Below are 17,262 nucleotides of genomic sequence, written 5' to 3' on the forward strand. Positions count from 1 at the left end.
TGCTCGCAGTTACTCACATGAGCGAGAAATCGCGCTCGAATTTCATCAGGTGCTGGCCGCCGTCCACCAAGAGCGTGGTGCCGGTGATCGAGCCGTTCTCCAGCGCGAACCTCACGGTGGCGACCACGTCGGCCGGCGTGGAGGAGCGGCCCAGCGGCGACAGCTTGTGCAGCTGCGCGAACTTGTCGTCGTCCAGCATGTGGCTGGGCAGCGTGAGGCCGGGCGCGACGCCCACCACGCGCACGCGCGGCGCCAGGGCCAGCGCGAGCATCGGCGTGGCGGCTTCGAGTGCGGCCTTGGAGAGCGTGTAGCTCAGGAAATCGGGGTTCGGGTTCCAGAGCTTCTGGTCGAGCAGGTGGACGACCGCGCCCTGCGCATCGCCGCGCCGTGCGAGGTGGTCGTGCAGCGCCTGCGCCAGAAGGATGGCGGCGCCCGTGTTGCTGCGCGCATGGCGTTCCATGAGCGCGTAGCTGAAGCTGGCGGTGTCGTCATGTTCGAAGAGGGCCGCGCTGTGGACCACCGCATCGACGGTGCGAAAGCGAGCCGCCACGCGGGGCAGCAGCGCGCGCGTGGCGTGTTCGTCTTCGAGGTCGGCTTCGAAGAGCGCCGAATCGCCCGAGAGCGCCGCGCAATCGGCGACGGTTTTCTCGGCTTCGGCGCGCGAGCTGCGGTAGTGCACCGCCACCTGCCAGCCGCCCGCTGCGAGCCCCAGCGCGATCTCGCGGCCCAGCCGTCGGCCCGCACCCGTGACGAGGACGGTGCGGTGAACGGGGGAGAGGGGAGCGGTGCTCATGCGGGGAGAGAGGGAGAGAGAATCGGGGGGTGACGACCAAGACCCCGAACAGTTTACCCACCGCCCTCGACCACCTGATCGCCCGCTCCGTCGAGCGCGCGGGCGGCTGGATCGGCTTCGACCGCTTCATGGCGCTCGCCCTGTATGCGCCGGGCCTGGGCTATTACGCGAACACCTCGGCCAAGTTCGGCCACATGCCGTCTTCGGGCAGCGACTTCGTGACCGCGCCCGAGCTCACGCCGATGTTCGGCCAGACGCTGGCGGCGCAGGTGGTCGAGGCGCTGGAGAAGACCGGCACCGACACGGTCTGGGAATTCGGCGCCGGCTCCGGTGCGCTGGCAGTGCAGCTGCTGCACGCGCTCGACGAGATGGGGCGCAGCGATGTGCGCTATCGAATCGTCGATCTCTCGGGCACCTTGCGGGAGCGGCAGCAGCAGGCGCTGGTGCGGTATGCGGGCCGTGTCGAATGGCTTGGCGAACTGCCCGAATCGATGCAGGGCGTGGTGGTCGGCAACGAGGTGCTCGATGCGATGCCTGTGCAATTGCTGGCTCGCGTGAAGGGCCAGTGGTTCGAGCGCGGCGTGGTGCGCAATGCGGGCAATGACGGCTGGAGCTGGGCTGATCGTGCGACCGACCTGCGCCCGCCGGTCGATGTGCTCGGCGAGCACGACTACCTCACTGAAGTCCATCCGCAGGCCCAGGCCTTCATTGCCACGCTGGCGGATCGGCTGGAGAAAGGCGCGGCCTTTCTCATCGACTACGGTTTCCCCGAGGGCGAGTACTACCACCCGCAGCGGCACATGGGGACGGTGATGTGCCATCGGGCGCATCAGGCGGATGGGGATCCGCTGGCTGACGTGGGCTACAAGGACATCACGGCGCATGTCGATTTCACCGGGATCGCGGTTGCGGGGCAGGAGGCGGGGCTTGAGGTGCTGGGGTACACGAGTCAGGCGCGGTTTCTGCTGAACTGCGGACTGTTGGTGAGGATGGAGCAGGGCACGCTCGCCGAGCGCGCGATGGCGGCTCGGCTGATCCATGAGCATGAGATGGGGGAGCTCTTCAAGGTGGTTGGGTTTGCGGTCGGCGCGGCTTGGGATGCGATGGGGTTTGTTGAAGGGGATCGCAGCCATACGCTGTGACTCTTTCTCTTTCTTGCTTTTTTTGAGTTCCGAGGCCGGGTCTCGCCCCGGCAGGCGACTTACTTTCTTTTGCTTCGCCAAAAGAACGTAAGCAAAGAAAAGGCGACCCCACTGTCTGCGACCCTTCGCTTCGCTGCGGGCAACCTGCGGTGCTCGCGTTTCGCGGGGTCTCGCAGAACTCGCTGCGCTCAAACAGCTGCGAGCCCTGATCCGCGAAACGCTGCGCTCCTCGGCGCAGCCAGAGGGGGTGGGCACCGAACGGGCCATCGCTTTGCTCGGCTTGCAATCGGGCCTTTGCTTTGCTCGGCCTCGTTTCGGGTGGGCCGCTGTTTCGTTCGGCGGCTGGACTTGCTCCCTCTCCCCTTGGGGAGAGGGCGGGGGTGAGGGCATCGGCCTTTGTGCGGGCCAGGCGATGTTTCTGTGCCGACGGCCCTCACCCCAACCCTCTCCCAGAGGGAGAGGGAGCCAGTCAAGCGGCGAAGCGAAGCCCGGCGTGTCTTCAAGCGCAGAGGCGCCCATCCCCGCCGAGCGAAGCGAAGGCCCGTGAGCTGGCCGAGCGCAGCGATGGCCTGTTGGTCCCCCAAGCCCTTCTGTATGCGCCGAGGAGCGCAGCGTTTCGCGGATCAGGGCTCGCCCTTGTTTGAGCGCAGCGAGTTTGGGCGAGACCCCGCGAAACGCGAGCACCGCAGGTTGCCCGCAGCGAAGCGAAGGGACGCAGACAGCAGGGTCGCCTTTCTTTTGCCTACCTTTCTTTGGCGAAGCAAAGAAAAGTAGGTCGCCTGCCAGGGCGAGACCCGGCCTCGGGAAAAAACCAAGCAGCAGAAGATGAAAAGTAAGGAATAAGCTAGCAACGAAGAGTTCGTTGGGGAACGGCACCCCCGCCCCTACATTCCCGGCATGACTGCCGTTCTTCCCCACGAACCCGAGGCCGTAGCGCAGCACTTCGAAGTGCGCCCCTTCAATGCCCCGGTAGGCGCCGAAATCATCGGCCTCGACATCTCGAAGCCCATCAACGAAGAAGACTTCGCCCGCATCCACCGCGCCCACCTCGACCACCACGTCCTGGTATTCCGCAACCAGCAGATCACCCCGCAAGAGCACATCGATTTCAGCCGCCGCTTCGGCCCGCTCGAAATCCACGTCCTGCACCAGTTCCAGCTCAAGAACCACCCCGAGATCCTGATCGTCTCCAACATCAAGGAGAACGGCGAACCCATCGGCTTGGGCGACGCAGGCGTCTACTGGCACTCCGACATCTCGTACAAGCCCCATCCCAGCCTCGGCTCGCTGCTGCACGCGCAGGAGCTGCCGAGCGAAGGCGGCGACACGCTCTTCGCCGACCAGCACCTCGCGTGGGAATCGCTCCGCCCCGAGCTGCAGCAACGCATCCTGCCGTTGAAGGCCGAGCACAGCTACCTCGCCAAGTACGAAGAACTGCGCGCCAAGAACCCGTGGCGCCCGAAGCTCTCGCAGGCGCAGATCGACCAGGTCGCCCCCGCCGTGCAGCCGGTGGTGCGCACGCACCCCGAGACCGGCCGCAAGGCGCTGTTCGTCAGCGAGCATTTCACGACGCGCATCGTCGGCCTGCCGCAGGACGAAAGCGATGCGCTGCTGGCCGAGCTGTTCGCGCACAGCGTGAAGCCCGAGTTCGTGTACCGCCACACCTGGGCGCCGCACGACCTGGTGTTCTGGGACAACCGCTCGCTGATGCACCTAGCGGCGGGTACGCCCGATCATCTTCGTCGTCGCCTCAATCGCACCACCATCGTGGGCGACACGCCCTTCTGATTTTTCTTTCCGGACTGCTTCCAATGAACCGCTTCACACGCAAGGCCGCTGCATTTGTCACCGGCCTCGGCCTTCTCGCCGGCAGCCTCGCCGCGCAAGCCGAGGGCCAGATCCGTATCGCCGAGCAGTTCGGCATCGTCTACCTGCTGCTCAACGTGGCGCAGGAACAGAAGCTCATCGAGAAGCATGCGAAGGCCGCGGGCGTCGATGCCAAGGTCGAATGGATCAAGCTCTCGGGCGGCTCGGCGGTGAACGACGCGCTGCTCTCCGGCAACATCGAGATCGCGGGTGCCGGCGTCGGCCCGCTGCTCACGCTGTGGGACCGCACCAAGGGCAAGCAGAACGTGAAGGGCGTGGCGTCGCTGGGCAACTTCCCGTACTACCTGGTGAGCAACAACCCGAACGTGAAGACGATCGCCGACTTCACCGAGAAGGACCGCATCGCGCTGCCCGCCGTGGGCGTGTCGGTGCAGTCGCGCGTGCTGCAGTTCGCCTCGGCCAAGCTCTGGGGCGACAAGGAATTCAACAAGCTCGACAAGATCAGCGTGGCGCTGCCGCACCCCGATGCGGCCGCGGCCATCATCAAGGGCGGCACCGAGATCACGGGCCACTTCGGCAATCCGCCGTTCCAGGAGCAGGAGCTCGCGGGCAATCCGAATGCGCACATCGTGCTCAATTCGTACCAGGTGCTTGGTGGGCCGGCTTCCGCCACAGTGCTTTACGCCACCGAGAAATTCCGCAACGAAAACCCGAAGACCTACAAGGCCTTCGTCGATGCGCTCGATGAAGCGGCGAAGTTCGTCACGGCCAACCCCGAGAAGGCGGCCGACATCTATCTGAAGGTAAGCAACGCCAAGCTCGACCGCGAGCTGCTGCTCAAGATCATCAAGAACCCCGAAGTGCAGTTCAAGACCACGCCGCAGAACACCTATGCGCTGGCGGAGTTCATGCACCGGGTGGGCGCGATCAAGAACAAGCCGGCGTCGGTGAAGGACTACTTCTTCGACGATGCACAGAACGCTTCGGGGAACTGAGTGAGTTCGGCGAAGGCGTCTTCGGGGGTTGACTCCTTCCCCCTCTGGGGGAAGGTTGGGATGGGGGCGGGCAGAGCGGTGACGAAGCCAGCGCCGCTTGCCCCCACCCCGGCCCTCCCCCGGGAGGGGAGGGAGGAATACCCAAGCCAAGACCTGGCGCCGCTGCTCCAGGTCGACGGCGTCAGCCTCGAATACCGCACCCCCGAACGCGTCGTCCGCGCCACGCACCGCGTGAGCTTCGACGTCCACGCCGCCGACCGGTTCGTGCTCCTCGGCCCCTCGGGCTGCGGCAAGTCCACGCTGCTGAAGGCGGTGGGCGGTTTCATCGCTCCGGTCGAAGGCGAGATCCGCCTCGATGGTCAGCGCGTGACGCAACCCGGCCCCGACCGCATCGTCGTGTTCCAGGAGTTCGATCAGTTGCCGCCGTGGAAGACGGTGAAGCAGAACGTCATGTTCCCGCTGCTCGCATCGCGCACGCTCGGCAAGAAGGAAGCGGCCGAGCGCGCGCTGCACTACCTCGACAAGGTCGGCCTTGCCAAGTTCGCCGATGTGCATCCGCACCAGCTCTCGGGCGGCATGAAGCAGCGCGTGGCGATTGCGCGTGCGCTCGCGATGCAGCCACGCGTGCTGCTGATGGACGAGCCCTTTGCCGCGCTGGACGCGCTCACGCGCCGCAAGATGCAGCAGGAGCTGCTCGAGCTGTGGGACGAGGTGCGCTTCACGCTGCTGTTCGTCACGCACTCGATCGAAGAGGCGCTGGTGGTGGGCAACCGCGTGGCGCTGCTGTCGCCGCATCCGGGGCGCATGCGTGCCGAGGTCAACAGCCACGGCTTCTCGCTCGCGAGCCTGGGTGGCGCCGAGTTCCAGAGCACGGCGCAGCGCATCCACGACATGCTGTTCGAGGAAGATCATGCGGAGGCTGGCGCATGAGTGCCGTCGTCCCGCCGATCCGCCCCGAATACGAGCGCACGCTCGAGCCCTTCACCGAAGTCCCGCTCGAACGCACGCTGCCGCTGCCCGCCCGCATCTGGGCGCAGGCGGGCGTCCGCAAGGGTCTGATCCTCATCGTCATCGCCGTGCTCTGGGAGCTCGCGGCGCGCTGGCAGGACAACGACTTGCTGCTGCCCACCTTCACCGCCACCGCGCGTGCGCTGGTCGAGGGGTTGGCCAGCGGCGAGCTGATCGAGAAGGTGCGCATCTCGCTGGCCGTGCTGCTGCAGGGCTACCTCGCCGGCGTGCTGCTGGCCTTCGCGCTCACCACGCTCGCGGTGTCCACGCAGATCGGCCGCGACCTGCTGGACACGCTCACCTCCATGTTCAACCCGCTGCCCGCCATCGCACTGCTGCCGCTTGCGCTGCTGTGGTTCGGCCTCGGCCGCGGCAGCCTGGTGTTCGTGCTGATCCATTCGGTGCTGTGGCCGCTGGCGCTCAACACCTATGCGGGCTTTCAGGGCGTGCCCGAGACGCTGCGCATGGCCGGGCGCAACTACGGGCTCAAGGGGCTCCGCTATGTGTTGCAGATCCTGGTGCCGGCCGCGCTGCCGTCGATTCTTTCGGGCCTGAAGATCGGCTGGGCCTTCGCGTGGCGCACGCTGATCGCGGCCGAGCTGGTGTTCGGCGCTTCCTCGGGCAAGGGCGGCCTCGGCTGGTACATCTTCCAGAACCGCAACGAGCTCTACACCGACCGCGTGTTCGCGGGCCTCGCGATGGTGGTACTGATTGGCCTGCTGGTGGAAAGCCTGGGGTTCAAGACGCTGGAGCGGTTGACCGTGCGGCGCTGGGGCCAGCAACGCTGAAGCGGCCGGCTCAACCGCTCGATTTCTTCGCCTGCTGCCGCAGCATGCGCAGCTCGCTGTTGAGGAATTCGTTGGCGTCCCGCACCGCGCCATTGTTGAGTTTCACCTTGTAGGCCTGCCCGGTCATCTCGGAGCGCGAGGCGCAGCGGTCGATGAAATCCTCGGCCGTGGCCAGTTCCTTTTTGAAGTGGTCGTACTTCGCCTGCATGTGCTTGGCGGCATCGGCGGCGTTGTATTCGTTGCCGTTGCGAAGGAACACCATGGCGCTCATCTTCGACACGCGCTGGATCAGCGTGTCGATCAGCTTCTCCTCGGCGTCGGAAGGCGTGGCCTGGGCCAGCACGGCCGAGGTGCCGAGCAGCAGGGTGAGGAGCGCGGCGCGCAGGAATTTGAAAGAGGCCATCGGTTCTATCCCTGGCAATTTTCGCGCCATGCTAGGGCGACGGCCCTTGTCGTGTCAAACCCACGCCGGCTCGGGTCTAATCGCAGCTTTTGGCACGCGTTCACTCTCCCCCATGAGCTCTTCCACTCCCGATCTGTCGCCGATTGCCGAGGCGCTGGCCGATGCGGCCGCCGCAGAGTCGATGCACTACTTCCGCACGCCGCTGGACATCATCACCAAGGCCGACGAAAGCCCCGTCACGCTGGCCGACCGCGCGGCCGAGACGGCGATGCGCGAGATCCTCGGTGCGCGCGTGCCGGCGGACGGCATCTACGGTGAAGAGCACGGCCCCGAGCGGCTCGATGCTGATCGCATCTGGGTGCTCGACCCGATCGACGGCACCCGCAGCTTCATCACCGGCTCGCCGCTGTGGGGCACGCTGATCGGCGTGCTGCAGGGAAATCGCGTGGTGCTCGGCGTGATCGACATGCCGGTGCTGAAAGAGCGCTGGATCGGCCAGGCTGGCAAGGGCGCCACGCGCGACGGCCAGCCGGTGCGCGTGAGCAATTGCACCGAGGTGGCCAAGGCCCGCATCGTCACCACCTCGCCCGACATCTTCGCGCCCGCCGACTGGCAGGCCTTCGACCGGCTCAGCCGCCAGTGCGCGATGCGCCGCTTCGGCGGCGACTGCTACGGCTACGCCCAACTGGCGGGCGGCACCATCGACCTCATGGTCGAGACCGGCCTGCAGCCCTACGACTACCTGGGCCCCGCCGGCCTGATCGAGGCCGCAGGCGGCGTCATCACCGACTGGCAGGGCCAGCCGCTGAACCTGAAGTCCGACGGTAGGGTGATTGCCGCGGCAACGCCCGAACTTCACCGACAAGCCATGGCGATCCTCGCCGCCTAGACTGTCCTCATGTTCCGCTGGCTGATCGTCGTCGTCCTTGCACTGGTGCTCATGAGCGGGCTGACCGCGTGGCTGCGCCGCTTCGGCTTCGGACGGCTGCCTGGCGATTTCGAGTTTCGCGCCTTCGGCCGCGACTGGCAGCTGCCGATTGCGAGCACCGTGGTGCTCAGCATGATCGCGGCGCTGGTGGCGCGCCTCATCTAGAGAAGAAAAGAAAACCCGCAATGAGAGCCTGCGTTGACATCGGCGGCACCAAGGTGGCCGTGAGCCTTTCCCCTTCGAGCGATGCGCCGTTGATCGGCCGCCGCAGCGAGCCGACCGCCAAGACCGGCGACAACGATGCCGTGGCGGTGCAGATCATGCGGTTGATCGACGAGGTCTGTGCCGAGCAGGGGATCGATCCCGGCACCATCGACCGCGTGGGCGTGTCGTCGACCGGTCCCTTCGAGCTGCACGACGGCATGGTCGAACTGGCCACTCCCAACATCTGCGGCGGCATCGCCGGTCCGGCGCGCGGTCTTCCCAACCAGTGGATGACCGCGATCGTCGAAGCCCCGCTGGCCAGGCGCTTCGGGCAGGTGCGTGTCGAGAACGATGCGGTGGCGGGCCTGGAGGCCGAGCGCCACTGGGGCGCGCTCAAGGGATTCGATCACTGTGCGTATGCCACCTGGAGCACGGGCGTCGGCGTCGGCCTCTGCGTCGACGGGCGTGCGCTGCGCGGCAAGAACGGCAATGCGGGCCATGCGGGGCACAGCTTCGTGGTCGACGATGCCAGCGGCGCGCTGTGCGGCTGCGGCAACCTGGGCGACGTCGAGGCGCTGGTCGCCGGCAACTCGATTTCGCGCCGCTTCGGGCAACCCGCCCCGGATCTGTTTTCGTCCGCCTCGGCCGGCGAACCGCATGCGCTGGAAATCGTGGATGCGCTGTGCCGCGTGATGGGCCGCATGCTCTACAACATGATCATCACGCTGGACCTGCAGCGCATCAGCCTGGGCGGCAGCGTGTTCTGGCACCACCGCGATTTCCTGCTGCCCCGGCTGCAGGCGCAGATCGACGGCAAGCTGATGCCGCTCACCCGCGGCGTGCTGCTGGTGCCCGCGGGGCTCGGCGAGAAGGTCGGCGACTACGCAGCACTGGCTTTGCTGGACTGAGCGGAATACGCTCGGAGAACCATGCGCATCCCGCCACTCAGGTCTCCCCGCCGCAAGCCGTTCGCCTGGCTGCTGCTGGTGGTGGGCGGCTTCCTGGGTGCGCACCGTTTCTATCTCGGGAGCTACCTGGGCGGCACGGCGCAACTGCTGCTGTTGCTGGTCGGAACCAGCAGCCTGCCGGGCGCGCGGTTCTGCCTGGGTCTGCTCGGCCCCTGGCTCCTGTTCGACATCTACTGGGTCCACGTCCGCCTGAAGCGGCAGGACGAGAGCGACGCCGCACGCCGTCCGGCCGCCAAGACCTACGACCTCGAAGCGCTCAGCCATGCCGACGAACTGCGCGAGCGCTTCGTCGCCGCCGCCGAGATGCACGACTGGGCCCGGGCCGTGGCCCTGAGCGAGCAGATCGTCGCCAATGCGCGCAAGGTCTTCAAGGGACCGCACCAGAACCTTGCGATGTCCCTGTGCATGCACGGCCAGGCCTGCTATCAGTTCAAGGCCTTCGACGAGGCCAAGGCCAGCCTGGAGGAAAGCCTCGCCATCGGCCGCCAGATCGGCATGCCGGTGGAAGACATGGAGATCGTGCGCAAGGCGCTGGCCATGACCCTCGCCGGCATCGGTGAACACCACGCCGCCCGCCAGCTGCGCGCGGGCCTGCCCGTCGGTCGCGGCCCCGGGGACGACACCGTGCTGCTGAGCCTGCTCGAAGACCAGGAGCGGCGCTACAAGGCGGCCTTCGAGCGGCGCGACCTGGCGCTTGCCGAGCGGCTGTGCGCCGAGGCCGTCCATACCAGCCGCCTGCTGTGCGGCGAGGGCGGGCTTGGCAAGGCCGTCGTGTTCCACCTCATCAGCCATGCCGAGTTCTGCCGGCAGCTGCAATGGCACGACAAGGCCGTGTCCCTGCTGGACGAATGCCTGGCCATCATCGACCAGCTGGGCCTGGACGACAGCTGGCGGCTCGGTCCGAGCAACACGCTCGCGCTGCTGCATGCCGGTGCCGGCCGCTCCGACGAGGCGGAGGCCCTCTACAAGAAGACCATCGCAATGGCCGTGGCGCTCAGCAAGGGCAACTCGACCGACGAGGTGGTGCGGGCCATCAACAACCTGGCGTTTCTCTACGCGAACACCGACCAGGACCAGAAGGCCGAGCTCTGCTATGCGCGGGCCATGGTGCACCTGGACAAGCTCGCGCCGGAAGAGAAGGGGGAGGGCGATGCCGACCTGCACGCCGACCTCCTGATCAATTTCGCCCAACTCCACATGGCGCGCAACGAGTCGGACCACGCCAAGCCCTTGTTCGAGCGCGCGCTGGCGATCCAGGAGCGCAGCTGCCGGGGCATTTCCATCAGCGCGGCCACCGCCCACAACGACCTGGGGCTGATCGCGCAGGAGCAGGGCGACCTCCGCGAGGCGCTGAAGCATTTCAAGCGCACGCTGCTGCTCAACCAGATCTGCGCGCCGGACCATTTCGGCAATCTCGCGAACGCGCAGCGCAACATCGACAACGTGAGCCTCGCGCTGGCGGCGGTCGCGCGGGCCGCGCGGCTGGAGCCGAGCACGTGAGCATCGGGGGCGCGTTCTACGCCTTCGACCGTTACCGGCTGCGCGAGCTGGTCATAGATCCGTCCAGCGTGTCGGGCTTTCTCTTCCACACGCCTGAGGACAAGGGCGGACCGCACGCCAGCCAGACGGTGGAGCAAGCGTGGGACGTGGTGCGCGTGCTGCTGCCCGAGGCTGTGGACGGCGAGCAGCTCGAAGGCACGGAGGCCCTCGGCTGCATCTACCTGACCGCCAGCCACGTCGAGCGCGCGGCGGCCCGGCTGGCGCGGCGCAGTGTGCCCGAGCTGGTGGCGCGGTTCACTGGCGAGCCGACGCAGTTCGCCGAGCTCTACTGGGCGAAGACCTGGCAGAGCGGTGCCGAGGACCTCGCGGACTTCATGGAAGGCGTGAAGCGTTTCTTCGCAGAGGCCGCCACACGGCGCGACGCCGTGGTCTTCTACATCGTCTAGGCGGCGGGCGGGCGCGGCGTCTTGCGCGTGGACGACACGATCTCGCCGAGCCGCTGCAGCCCCGCGTCCACCGCCTTCGAGTACGGCCAGCCGCAGTTGATGCGCAGGTAGTTGTCGAAGCGCCCCGAGTTGGAGAACTGCGCGCCCGGCGACACCAGCATGTGCTCGCGCAGCGCGGCTTCGAACACGGTGACCGACGAGCGCTGTTCGGGCAGCTCGACCCACAGCTGCAGGCCGCCGCGCGGCAGGTTCAGCCGCGTGCCCGGCGGAAAGTACTTCGCGATGGCGTCCGCCGTCTGGTCGCGCTGCGCGTGCAGCCGGTCGCGCAGGCGCCGCAGGTGCCGGTCGTAGCCGCCGCTCGCGATGAACTCGCCCGCGGCGATCTGCGCCAGCGCCTCGTTGTTGCGCGTTTGCGCGTACTTGAGCATTTCCACCTGCGCATGCCAGCGCCCGGCGGTGATCCAGCCCAGGCGCAGGCCCGGCGCCAGCACCTTGTGCAGCGAGGCGCAATAGATCACGTTGCCCGTGCGATCCCACGATTTCACCGCGCGCAGCGGCACCTCGGTCTCGACCAGGTCGCTGTAGGTGTCGTCCTCGACCACCGCGATGCCGTGGCTCTCGCACAGCTGCACGAGCCGCTGCTTGTGGGCATCGGGCATCACGCTGCCCATGGGGTTCTGCAGGTGCGGCACCACCACCACGGCCTTGATGTCGTCGTAGGTGTGGATGGCGAGGTCCAGCGCCTCGATGGAGATGCCCGTCTGCGGGCTGGTCGGAATTTCCAGCGCGCGCATGCCCAGGCTTTCGAGCACCTGCAGCAGGCCGTAGAAGGTGGGCGATTCCACGGCCACGGTGTCGCCGGGCTTGGCGACGGCGCGCAGCGCGAGGTTCAGCGCCTCGATGCAGCCGTTGGTGACGAGCACCTCGTCGGGCGACACCGTCATGCCCACACGCAGGTTGCGCTGGGCCACGGCCTCGCGGAACTGCTCGTGGCCCTTCTGGGACGAGGCGGTGGTCAGCAGCTCGGGCCGCTGGCGCAGCGCGCGCGTCATGGAGTTGCGCAGGGCCTCGGCCGGGTACAGCTCGGGGGCGGCGCGGGCGATGGCGAAGTTGAGCTTCACGCCCGCGTGGCGCCCGCGCGCCATGAAGTTCGCCATGCGGGTGCGCATGCTGACGAACTGCGCGGGGTCCGGCGGCACGTCGGCCACCGGCTCCTCCATCGGCGCGATGGCCAGGCGTTGCGGCCGGCGCACGAAGTAGCCCGAGCGGTCGCGGGCCTCGACCCAGCCGTCGCTCTCCATCGCGCGGCACAGCTGCAGCGCGGTCGAGAGGCTGATCTCGTGCAGGCGCATCAGGGTGCGCAGCGAAGGCAGCTTGTCGCCCTGCTTGAGCGAGCCGGTGTGGATCGCATCCACGTAGTGCGCTGCGAGTTGCCGGTAGAGCGGTAGCGAGTCCATGGCGTCGATGCTCCCTCAAACGGGCATCTGAAAACAGATGCAGTTGAACGGGAAAACGACCATAACAGATGGGCGCTGGGCTGGCTGTTCTGGTGCGAATAGCCGGAGTTTGTGCCTGTTTTTTCAGCGCCCGAATTTCTACGATCTGGACTCGCCGAACCGCTTTTCCACCGACTCACCTACCTCGAGGCCCGCCATGATCACCACCCTGTCCCAAGCACCCGACTCCATCGTCCTGGAGCCCGGCCAGTCCCTGCGCACCTGCGTCGATGCGGGCACCTGGCTGCAGGTGGCCGAAGGGCGCGTGCGGGTCGTGTCACCGCCGGGCTGGTTCGGCGGCACGGTGTTCATGAGCGAGGCGGCACTCGATGAAGGCGACGTGCATCGCATGGAACACGGGGGATGGATCGAGGTGTCGGCGCTGACGCCTGCGCACCTGCGGGTTCATGCGCCGAGGGTGTCGCCGGCGCTGGTTTCGGCTTCTTCGGAGGCTCGGCCGGTGATGCGCTTCGTGCGGCTGCTCACTGGCTGGTAAGGGGAGCGCGCCGGATCAGCGTTCGCTCGCCGCCTCGCGCAATGCGTCGAGGAAAGTCCGCCGCCACCAGTGAATGTCCTGCTCGCGAATGCGCGACAGCAATTTCTGGTGGCGCTCCCGCCGCTCTTCCAGCGGCATCTGCAGCGCCTGCTGCACCGTCTCCGCTGTGCCGTGCGTGTCGTACGGATTCACCAGCAGCGCTTCCTTCAACTGCTCGGCCGCACCGGCAAAGCGCGACAGCACCAGCACACCCGGATCGGCCGGGTCTTGCGCCGCGATGTATTCCTTCGCGACGAGGTTCATGCCATCGCGCAGCGGCGTGACCAGTCCGACCGCCGCAGCCCGGCACAACCCCGGCACGCGCTTGCGCGCCACCATGCGGTGGATGTAGCGCACCGGCATCCAGTCGAGCTCGCCGTAGTCGCCGTTGATCGCGCCGCACAGCGATTCCAGTTCGCGCCGGATGTCGCCATACGCATCGACCGTCTCGCGCGTGGGGGAGGCGATCTGGATCAGCGTCGCGCTGCGCCGGTTCTCGGGGTAGTTCGCGAGCAGTTCGCGGAATGCGCGCACGCGCTGCGGAATGCCCTTGGAGTAGTCGAGCCGGTCGATGCCCAGCAGGAGGCGCCGGCTCGAATACTCGCGCTTCATGGTCTCGTACATGTCGCGCGATTCCTTCGCATGCGTGAGCGCGGCGAATTCGTCGACGTCGATGCCGATCGGGAAGGCGCTGCAGCGCACCGTCTGCCCATAGGCGCGGTACATCTCGTTGCCCAGGTACTCGCCATGCGCCTCGTTGCGCACGTAGTGCTCGAAGTGCTGCACGTCCTGCTGCGCCTGGAAGCCGATCAGGTCGTAGGAGAACAGCGAGCGCATCAGCCACTCGTGCTGCGGAATGGCGGCCACGATGATCTGCGGCGGCAGCGGAATGTGCAGAAAGAAGCCGATGCGCTGCCTGCAGCCCATCGCGCGCAGCTCGGCGGCGAGCGGCATCAGGTGGTAGTCGTGGATCCAGATGACGTCGTCGTCCTTGAGCATCGGCAGCAGCTTGCGTGCGAACAGCTGGTTCACGCGCCGATAGCCGCCGATGAAGCCGGCCTCGAAGTGGGCCAGGTCCAGGCGGTTGTGGAACACCGGCCAGAGCACGTCGTTGCTGTAGCCCAGGTAGTAGCTGTCGTGGTCCTCGCGGCTCAGGTCGATGGTGGCGAGCGTGACCTTGCCGGCCTGCTGCTTGTGCAACTCGCCTTCGCCGGTGGGGCCGTCTTCCACGACATGGCCGCTCCAGCCGAACCAGAGGCCGCCGCTTTGCTGCAGGCTTTCGCCGAGTGCGACGGCCAGGCCGCCGGCCGCGGGCTTGCGTGGGTCGGCCACGCGATTGGAAACAACGACGAGTCGACTCATATGCACGAATCCCAGGGAGCGGACAGACGCACGGCCGCGTTGATGATGCCGACCATCGAATAGGTCTGCGGGAAATTGCCCCACATTTCGCCCGTGACCGGGTGGGTGTCTTCCGAGAGCAGGCCGAGCGGATTGCGCGCCGCCAGCATGGTCTCGAAGATCTGGCGTGCCTCGGCCTTGCGGCCGATCTTGGCCAACGCGTCGATGCGCCAGAAGGTGCAGATGTTGAAGGCGGTCTCGGGTTTGCCGAAGTCGTCGGCCGCTTCGTAGCGGCGCATGTAGGGGCCGTCGCAGAGCGACTTTTCCATCGCATCGACGGTGGAGATGAAGCGCGGGTCGCGCGCGTCGATCAGGCCGACCTCGACCATCAGCAGGATGCTCGCGTCGAGCTCGTGCCCGCCGAAGCTTTCTGCAAAGGCCTGGCGTTCTTCGCACCACGACTTGGCGAGGATCTCTTCCTTCATGCGCGCGGCATGGCCGTGCCAGTAGGCGGCGCGCTCGGGCAGCTCCAGCGTGCGCGCGATCTTGGCGAGCCGGTCGCAGGCGGCCCAGCTCATCAGCGCCGAGCTGGTGTGAACGCGTGCGCGCGTGCGCAGCTCCCACATGCCGGCGTCGGGCGTGCCGTAGACGCTCACCGCCCGTTCGCCGACCGCCTCCAGGTGCGGAAACTCGGCCACGCCCGCGCGGCTCAGGAGCCGATGGTCGTGAAAGGCCTGCGCCGCGCCGAGCACGATGTTGCCGTACACGTCGTGCTGGAAATGCTCCTGCGCCTGGTTGCCCACGCGCACCGGCCCCATGCCGCGGTAGCCGGGAAGGCCGTCGACGAAGGACTCGGGCAGCTCGCGCTCCAGCCCGATGCCGTACAGCGGCTGGATGTGTTCGCCGTGCGAGCCGATCACCACGTTGGCCAGCCAGCGCAGGTAGTCCTCCATGGTGCCGACCTCGCTCAGCGAGTTGAGCGCACGCACCACGAAGAAGGCATCGCGCAGCCAGCAATAGCGGTAGTCCCAGTTGCGCTGGCTGCCCGGCGCCTCGGGGATGCTGGTGGTCATGGCCGCGACGATGGCGCCGGTGTCCTCGTACAGCGACATCTTGAGCGTGATGGCCGCGCGGATCACCGCGTCCTGGTACTCGAAGGGGATCGCCAGGCGCTTGCTCCAGGTGCGCCAGTAGGCGATGGTTTCCTGCTCGAACCTGCGCGCCGTGTCGGCGATGCCGTCGAGCAGCGTCTCGTCCACGCCGAACATGAAGTTGTACTCGCGCGAGATCACGAAGGGCTGGCGCGCGAGGATGTGCGAGATCGAGGCGTCGGTGTTCAGCCGGAGCGTGACATCGGGGCCGACATAGCGGATGTGGTTGCTGCCGCGCGTCACCTCGATCGGCTCCGAGGCGCCCCACTGGAAGCGCGGGTCGAGCGACACGCGGATGCGCGGCGCGCCGGCAATCGGCCGCACGCGGCGCACCATCATGAGCGGGCGGAAGTAGCGCGAGCGGCTGTAGAAGCGCGGCGCGAAGTCGGTGATCTCGATGCCCTGGCCGGCGCTGTCGAAGAGCTGCGTGCGCAGCACAGCCGTGTTCGGCTCGTACCACTGCTTGGCTTCTGCGAAGTCCTCGATGTCGATGCTCCACGCGCCCGCGCCTTCGCCGGGATGCAGCAGCGCGTTGAACACCGGGTCGCCATCGAAGCGCGGCAGGCAGCACCAGACCGCGCGGCCGCGTGCATCGATGAGCGCGCTGTAGGCGCAGTTGCCGATCACGCCGACGTTGAGCGACGGCTCGGCCGGCGGTGCGAACCCGCGCGGGCCGGGTGCGGCGGCGGCCGCAATGTCGACCGGCGCGCGGTCGTCGGGGCCGGCGGCGCCGGGCAGTGCCTGGCCGGCGCGGTCCTCGGGCGCCTTCGACAGTTGTTGTTCGCTCATCGGGGGCTCCTCGGTTCTTCGGATTTCTGTGGCGTGTTTTCTTCAGGCTGGGCGGGAGGCTGCGCTGCCAGCATGTCGCGCGCCTGCACCAGCCATTCGTACACTGCGCGCGGTGATTCGAGCCGGTGCAGCGCGAGACTCGGCCCCGAGCCGACCTTGATCGCGATGCCGCCGCGCGGCTGCACGACCGCGAAGCCGCTCTCGTCGGTTGTGTCGTCGCCCGCGAAGACCGGGGTGCGGCCCGCAAAGGGCGCCTCGGTCATGAAGGCGTCGATGGCGATGCCCTTGTTGATGCCCGCGGGCTTGACCTCGAAGACGAACTTGCCGTGCATCAGCTCGAGCGTCGGACGGCCCTCGATGGCGCGCGACATCGCATCGCGGCACACCGCTTCGAGCTGCGGCGCGAGCCGGTAGTGCAGGGCGATGGCGGCGTGCTTGCGCTCCACCAAGAGGCCCTCGTGCACGCGCGCGAGTTCGTTGGCGATGTCCAGGATCGGCACGAGATCGGGCGCGTGCTGCTCCTGCATGTGGCCCTCGGCATCGCGGCGCTGCACGCCGTGCTCGCCGGCCGCGGGCAGCCGCAGCGGCGCGAGAAAACGGTCGATCGAATCGATCTGGCGGCCCGACACCACGGCCAGCGCGCCGCCGAGCTGGTCGCGCAGGTCGCCGAGCAGGGCGACGAGCGCAGGGGGAATCTCGATGGCCTCGGGGGTGGGCGCAAGGCCGACCAGCGTGCCGTCGAAGTCGAGAAAAAGGGCGGCGTCGCGGCCCAGCGGAGGTGGCAACCGGAGGTTGCTGTCGGAGGACTTTGGCATTGGGAAAAACCATAACACGGGCTTCCGTCGCTGCGTGTCGGCGAAAGCCGGTACTCCCCCAGGCTTCGCGCACTTCGTGTCGCTTCTCCTTCCCCCTCGCCGGGGGCAACACCTGCGGCCCGGCGAAGCCGGT

The 17,262-nt window shown here is 67.4% G+C and carries 17 protein-coding genes; 11 read left to right on the forward strand and 6 right to left on the reverse strand.

Going from position 1 to position 17,262, the window contains the following annotated elements; translation table 11 throughout:
- Positions 1-13: 13 nt before the first annotated feature.
- Positions 14-793: an SDR family oxidoreductase gene (locus tag NU688_RS18295; protein WP_257862205.1), complete on the reverse strand. Its 780-nt coding sequence runs from the start codon at positions 791-793 to the stop codon at positions 14-16.
- Positions 794-822: 29 nt separating this feature from the next.
- Between NU688_RS18295 and NU688_RS18300 the strand changes: the two genes are divergently transcribed.
- The 5 genes from NU688_RS18300 (at position 823) to NU688_RS18320 (ending at position 6,553) form a co-directional block, all read left to right on the forward strand.
- A complete protein-coding gene (locus NU688_RS18300; protein ID WP_257862206.1) occupies positions 823-1,935 on the forward strand; it encodes a class I SAM-dependent methyltransferase in 1,113 nt (370 codons plus the stop codon).
- Positions 1,936-2,832: 897 nt separating this feature from the next.
- The gene (locus NU688_RS18305) at positions 2,833-3,723 is read left to right on the forward strand and encodes a TauD/TfdA family dioxygenase (RefSeq protein WP_257862208.1); all 891 of its coding nucleotides are present in this window, start codon (positions 2,833-2,835) and stop codon (positions 3,721-3,723) included.
- 23 nt (positions 3,724-3,746) lie between these two features.
- On the forward strand, positions 3,747-4,757 hold the full coding sequence (locus tag NU688_RS18310; RefSeq protein WP_257862210.1) for an ABC transporter substrate-binding protein: 1,011 nt from the start codon (positions 3,747-3,749) through the stop codon (positions 4,755-4,757).
- Positions 4,758-4,817: 60 nt separating this feature from the next.
- Positions 4,818-5,687, forward strand: coding sequence for an ABC transporter ATP-binding protein (locus NU688_RS18315; RefSeq protein WP_257862211.1), 870 nt, complete (start codon positions 4,818-4,820; stop codon positions 5,685-5,687).
- Positions 5,684-6,553: an ABC transporter permease gene (locus tag NU688_RS18320; RefSeq protein ID WP_257862212.1), complete on the forward strand. Its 870-nt coding sequence runs from the start codon at positions 5,684-5,686 to the stop codon at positions 6,551-6,553. The genes NU688_RS18315 and NU688_RS18320 overlap by 4 nt, the downstream gene beginning before the upstream one ends.
- A 10-nt stretch (positions 6,554-6,563) precedes the next feature.
- On the opposite strand, the gene NU688_RS18325 is transcribed toward NU688_RS18320, so the two are convergent.
- Entirely contained in the window at positions 6,564-6,956 is a 393-nt protein-coding gene (locus NU688_RS18325) for a DUF5329 domain-containing protein (protein ID WP_257862213.1), read from the reverse strand.
- 112 nt (positions 6,957-7,068) lie between these two features.
- On the opposite strand from NU688_RS18325, the gene hisN reads away from it, so the two are divergent.
- The 5 genes from hisN to NU688_RS18350 are packed head-to-tail and all read left to right on the forward strand — an operon-like array spanning position 7,069 to position 11,002.
- Positions 7,069-7,845, forward strand: a complete 777-nt coding sequence (gene hisN, locus NU688_RS18330) for a histidinol-phosphatase (RefSeq protein ID WP_257862214.1) — start codon at positions 7,069-7,071, stop codon at positions 7,843-7,845.
- A 9-nt stretch (positions 7,846-7,854) separates the two neighbouring features.
- Positions 7,855-8,049 (forward strand): DUF2905 domain-containing protein, encoded by a 195-nt coding sequence (locus NU688_RS18335; RefSeq protein WP_257862215.1) that lies wholly within the window; start codon positions 7,855-7,857, stop codon positions 8,047-8,049.
- A gap of 20 nt (positions 8,050-8,069) precedes the next feature.
- Positions 8,070-8,996, forward strand: a complete 927-nt coding sequence (locus NU688_RS18340) for an ROK family protein (protein ID WP_257862216.1) — start codon at positions 8,070-8,072, stop codon at positions 8,994-8,996.
- 21 nt (positions 8,997-9,017) lie between these two features.
- The gene (locus NU688_RS18345; RefSeq protein ID WP_257862217.1) at positions 9,018-10,556 is read left to right on the forward strand and encodes a tetratricopeptide repeat protein; all 1,539 of its coding nucleotides are present in this window, start codon (positions 9,018-9,020) and stop codon (positions 10,554-10,556) included.
- Positions 10,553-11,002 carry a YfbM family protein gene (locus tag NU688_RS18350; RefSeq protein WP_257862219.1) on the forward strand — a complete coding sequence of 150 codons (450 nt, stop codon included), beginning with the start codon at positions 10,553-10,555 and terminating at the stop codon, positions 11,000-11,002. The genes NU688_RS18345 and NU688_RS18350 overlap by 4 nt, the downstream gene beginning before the upstream one ends.
- Here the strand turns inward: NU688_RS18350 and NU688_RS18355 are convergent.
- Complete coding sequence (locus tag NU688_RS18355) at positions 10,999-12,459, reverse strand: PLP-dependent aminotransferase family protein (RefSeq protein ID WP_257862221.1); 1,461 nt, start codon at positions 12,457-12,459, stop codon at positions 10,999-11,001. The two genes, NU688_RS18350 and NU688_RS18355, sit on opposite strands and share 4 nt — an antisense overlap.
- Before the next feature lie 196 nt (positions 12,460-12,655).
- On the opposite strand from NU688_RS18355, the gene NU688_RS18360 reads away from it, so the two are divergent.
- Entirely contained in the window at positions 12,656-12,994 is a 339-nt protein-coding gene (locus tag NU688_RS18360; RefSeq protein WP_257862223.1) for a hypothetical protein, read from the forward strand.
- A gap of 15 nt (positions 12,995-13,009) precedes the next feature.
- Here the strand turns inward: NU688_RS18360 and otsA are convergent, their stop codons facing one another.
- Genes otsA through otsB form a run of 3 tightly spaced genes read right to left on the reverse strand, consistent with a single transcriptional unit; the run spans position 13,010 to position 17,129 of the window.
- The gene (otsA, locus tag NU688_RS18365; RefSeq protein WP_257862224.1) at positions 13,010-14,395 is read right to left on the reverse strand and encodes an alpha,alpha-trehalose-phosphate synthase (UDP-forming); all 1,386 of its coding nucleotides are present in this window, start codon (positions 14,393-14,395) and stop codon (positions 13,010-13,012) included.
- Complete coding sequence (locus NU688_RS18370) at positions 14,392-16,314, reverse strand: glycoside hydrolase family 15 protein (RefSeq protein WP_257862226.1); 1,923 nt, start codon at positions 16,312-16,314, stop codon at positions 14,392-14,394. Before NU688_RS18370 ends, otsA begins: the two co-directional genes overlap by 4 nt.
- Positions 16,311-17,129 (reverse strand): trehalose-phosphatase, encoded by an 819-nt coding sequence (otsB, locus tag NU688_RS18375; RefSeq protein ID WP_257862227.1) that lies wholly within the window; start codon positions 17,127-17,129, stop codon positions 16,311-16,313. Before otsB ends, NU688_RS18370 begins: the two co-directional genes overlap by 4 nt.
- Between the last annotated feature and the right edge of the window lie 133 nt (positions 17,130-17,262).

Origin of the sequence: Variovorax sp. ZS18.2.2, assembly GCF_024701975.1 — a bacterium.
Classification (GTDB): Bacteria; Pseudomonadota; Gammaproteobacteria; order Burkholderiales; family Burkholderiaceae_C; genus Variovorax.

Coding starts and splice junctions, on each gene's coding strand:
- NU688_RS18310 (WP_257862210.1), top strand. CDS start 3,747: ATGAACCGCTTCACACGCAAGGCCGCTGCATTTGTCACCGGCCTCGGC.
- otsB (WP_257862227.1), bottom strand. CDS start 17,129: ATGCCAAAGTCCTCCGACAGCAACCTCCGGTTGCCACCTCCGCTGGGC.
- NU688_RS18320 (WP_257862212.1), top strand. CDS start 5,684: ATGAGTGCCGTCGTCCCGCCGATCCGCCCCGAATACGAGCGCACGCTC.
- NU688_RS18325 (WP_257862213.1), bottom strand. CDS start 6,956: ATGGCCTCTTTCAAATTCCTGCGCGCCGCGCTCCTCACCCTGCTGCTC.
- otsA (WP_257862224.1), bottom strand. CDS start 14,395: ATGAGTCGACTCGTCGTTGTTTCCAATCGCGTGGCCGACCCACGCAAG.
- NU688_RS18315 (WP_257862211.1), top strand. CDS start 4,818: ATGGGGGCGGGCAGAGCGGTGACGAAGCCAGCGCCGCTTGCCCCCACC.
- hisN (WP_257862214.1), top strand. CDS start 7,069: ATGAGCTCTTCCACTCCCGATCTGTCGCCGATTGCCGAGGCGCTGGCC.
- NU688_RS18345 (WP_257862217.1), top strand. CDS start 9,018: ATGCGCATCCCGCCACTCAGGTCTCCCCGCCGCAAGCCGTTCGCCTGG.
- NU688_RS18370 (WP_257862226.1), bottom strand. CDS start 16,314: ATGAGCGAACAACAACTGTCGAAGGCGCCCGAGGACCGCGCCGGCCAG.
- NU688_RS18355 (WP_257862221.1), bottom strand. CDS start 12,459: ATGGACTCGCTACCGCTCTACCGGCAACTCGCAGCGCACTACGTGGAT.
- NU688_RS18360 (WP_257862223.1), top strand. CDS start 12,656: ATGATCACCACCCTGTCCCAAGCACCCGACTCCATCGTCCTGGAGCCC.
- NU688_RS18295 (WP_257862205.1), bottom strand. CDS start 793: ATGAGCACCGCTCCCCTCTCCCCCGTTCACCGCACCGTCCTCGTCACG.
- NU688_RS18340 (WP_257862216.1), top strand. CDS start 8,070: ATGAGAGCCTGCGTTGACATCGGCGGCACCAAGGTGGCCGTGAGCCTT.
- NU688_RS18335 (WP_257862215.1), top strand. CDS start 7,855: ATGTTCCGCTGGCTGATCGTCGTCGTCCTTGCACTGGTGCTCATGAGC.
- NU688_RS18305 (WP_257862208.1), top strand. CDS start 2,833: ATGACTGCCGTTCTTCCCCACGAACCCGAGGCCGTAGCGCAGCACTTC.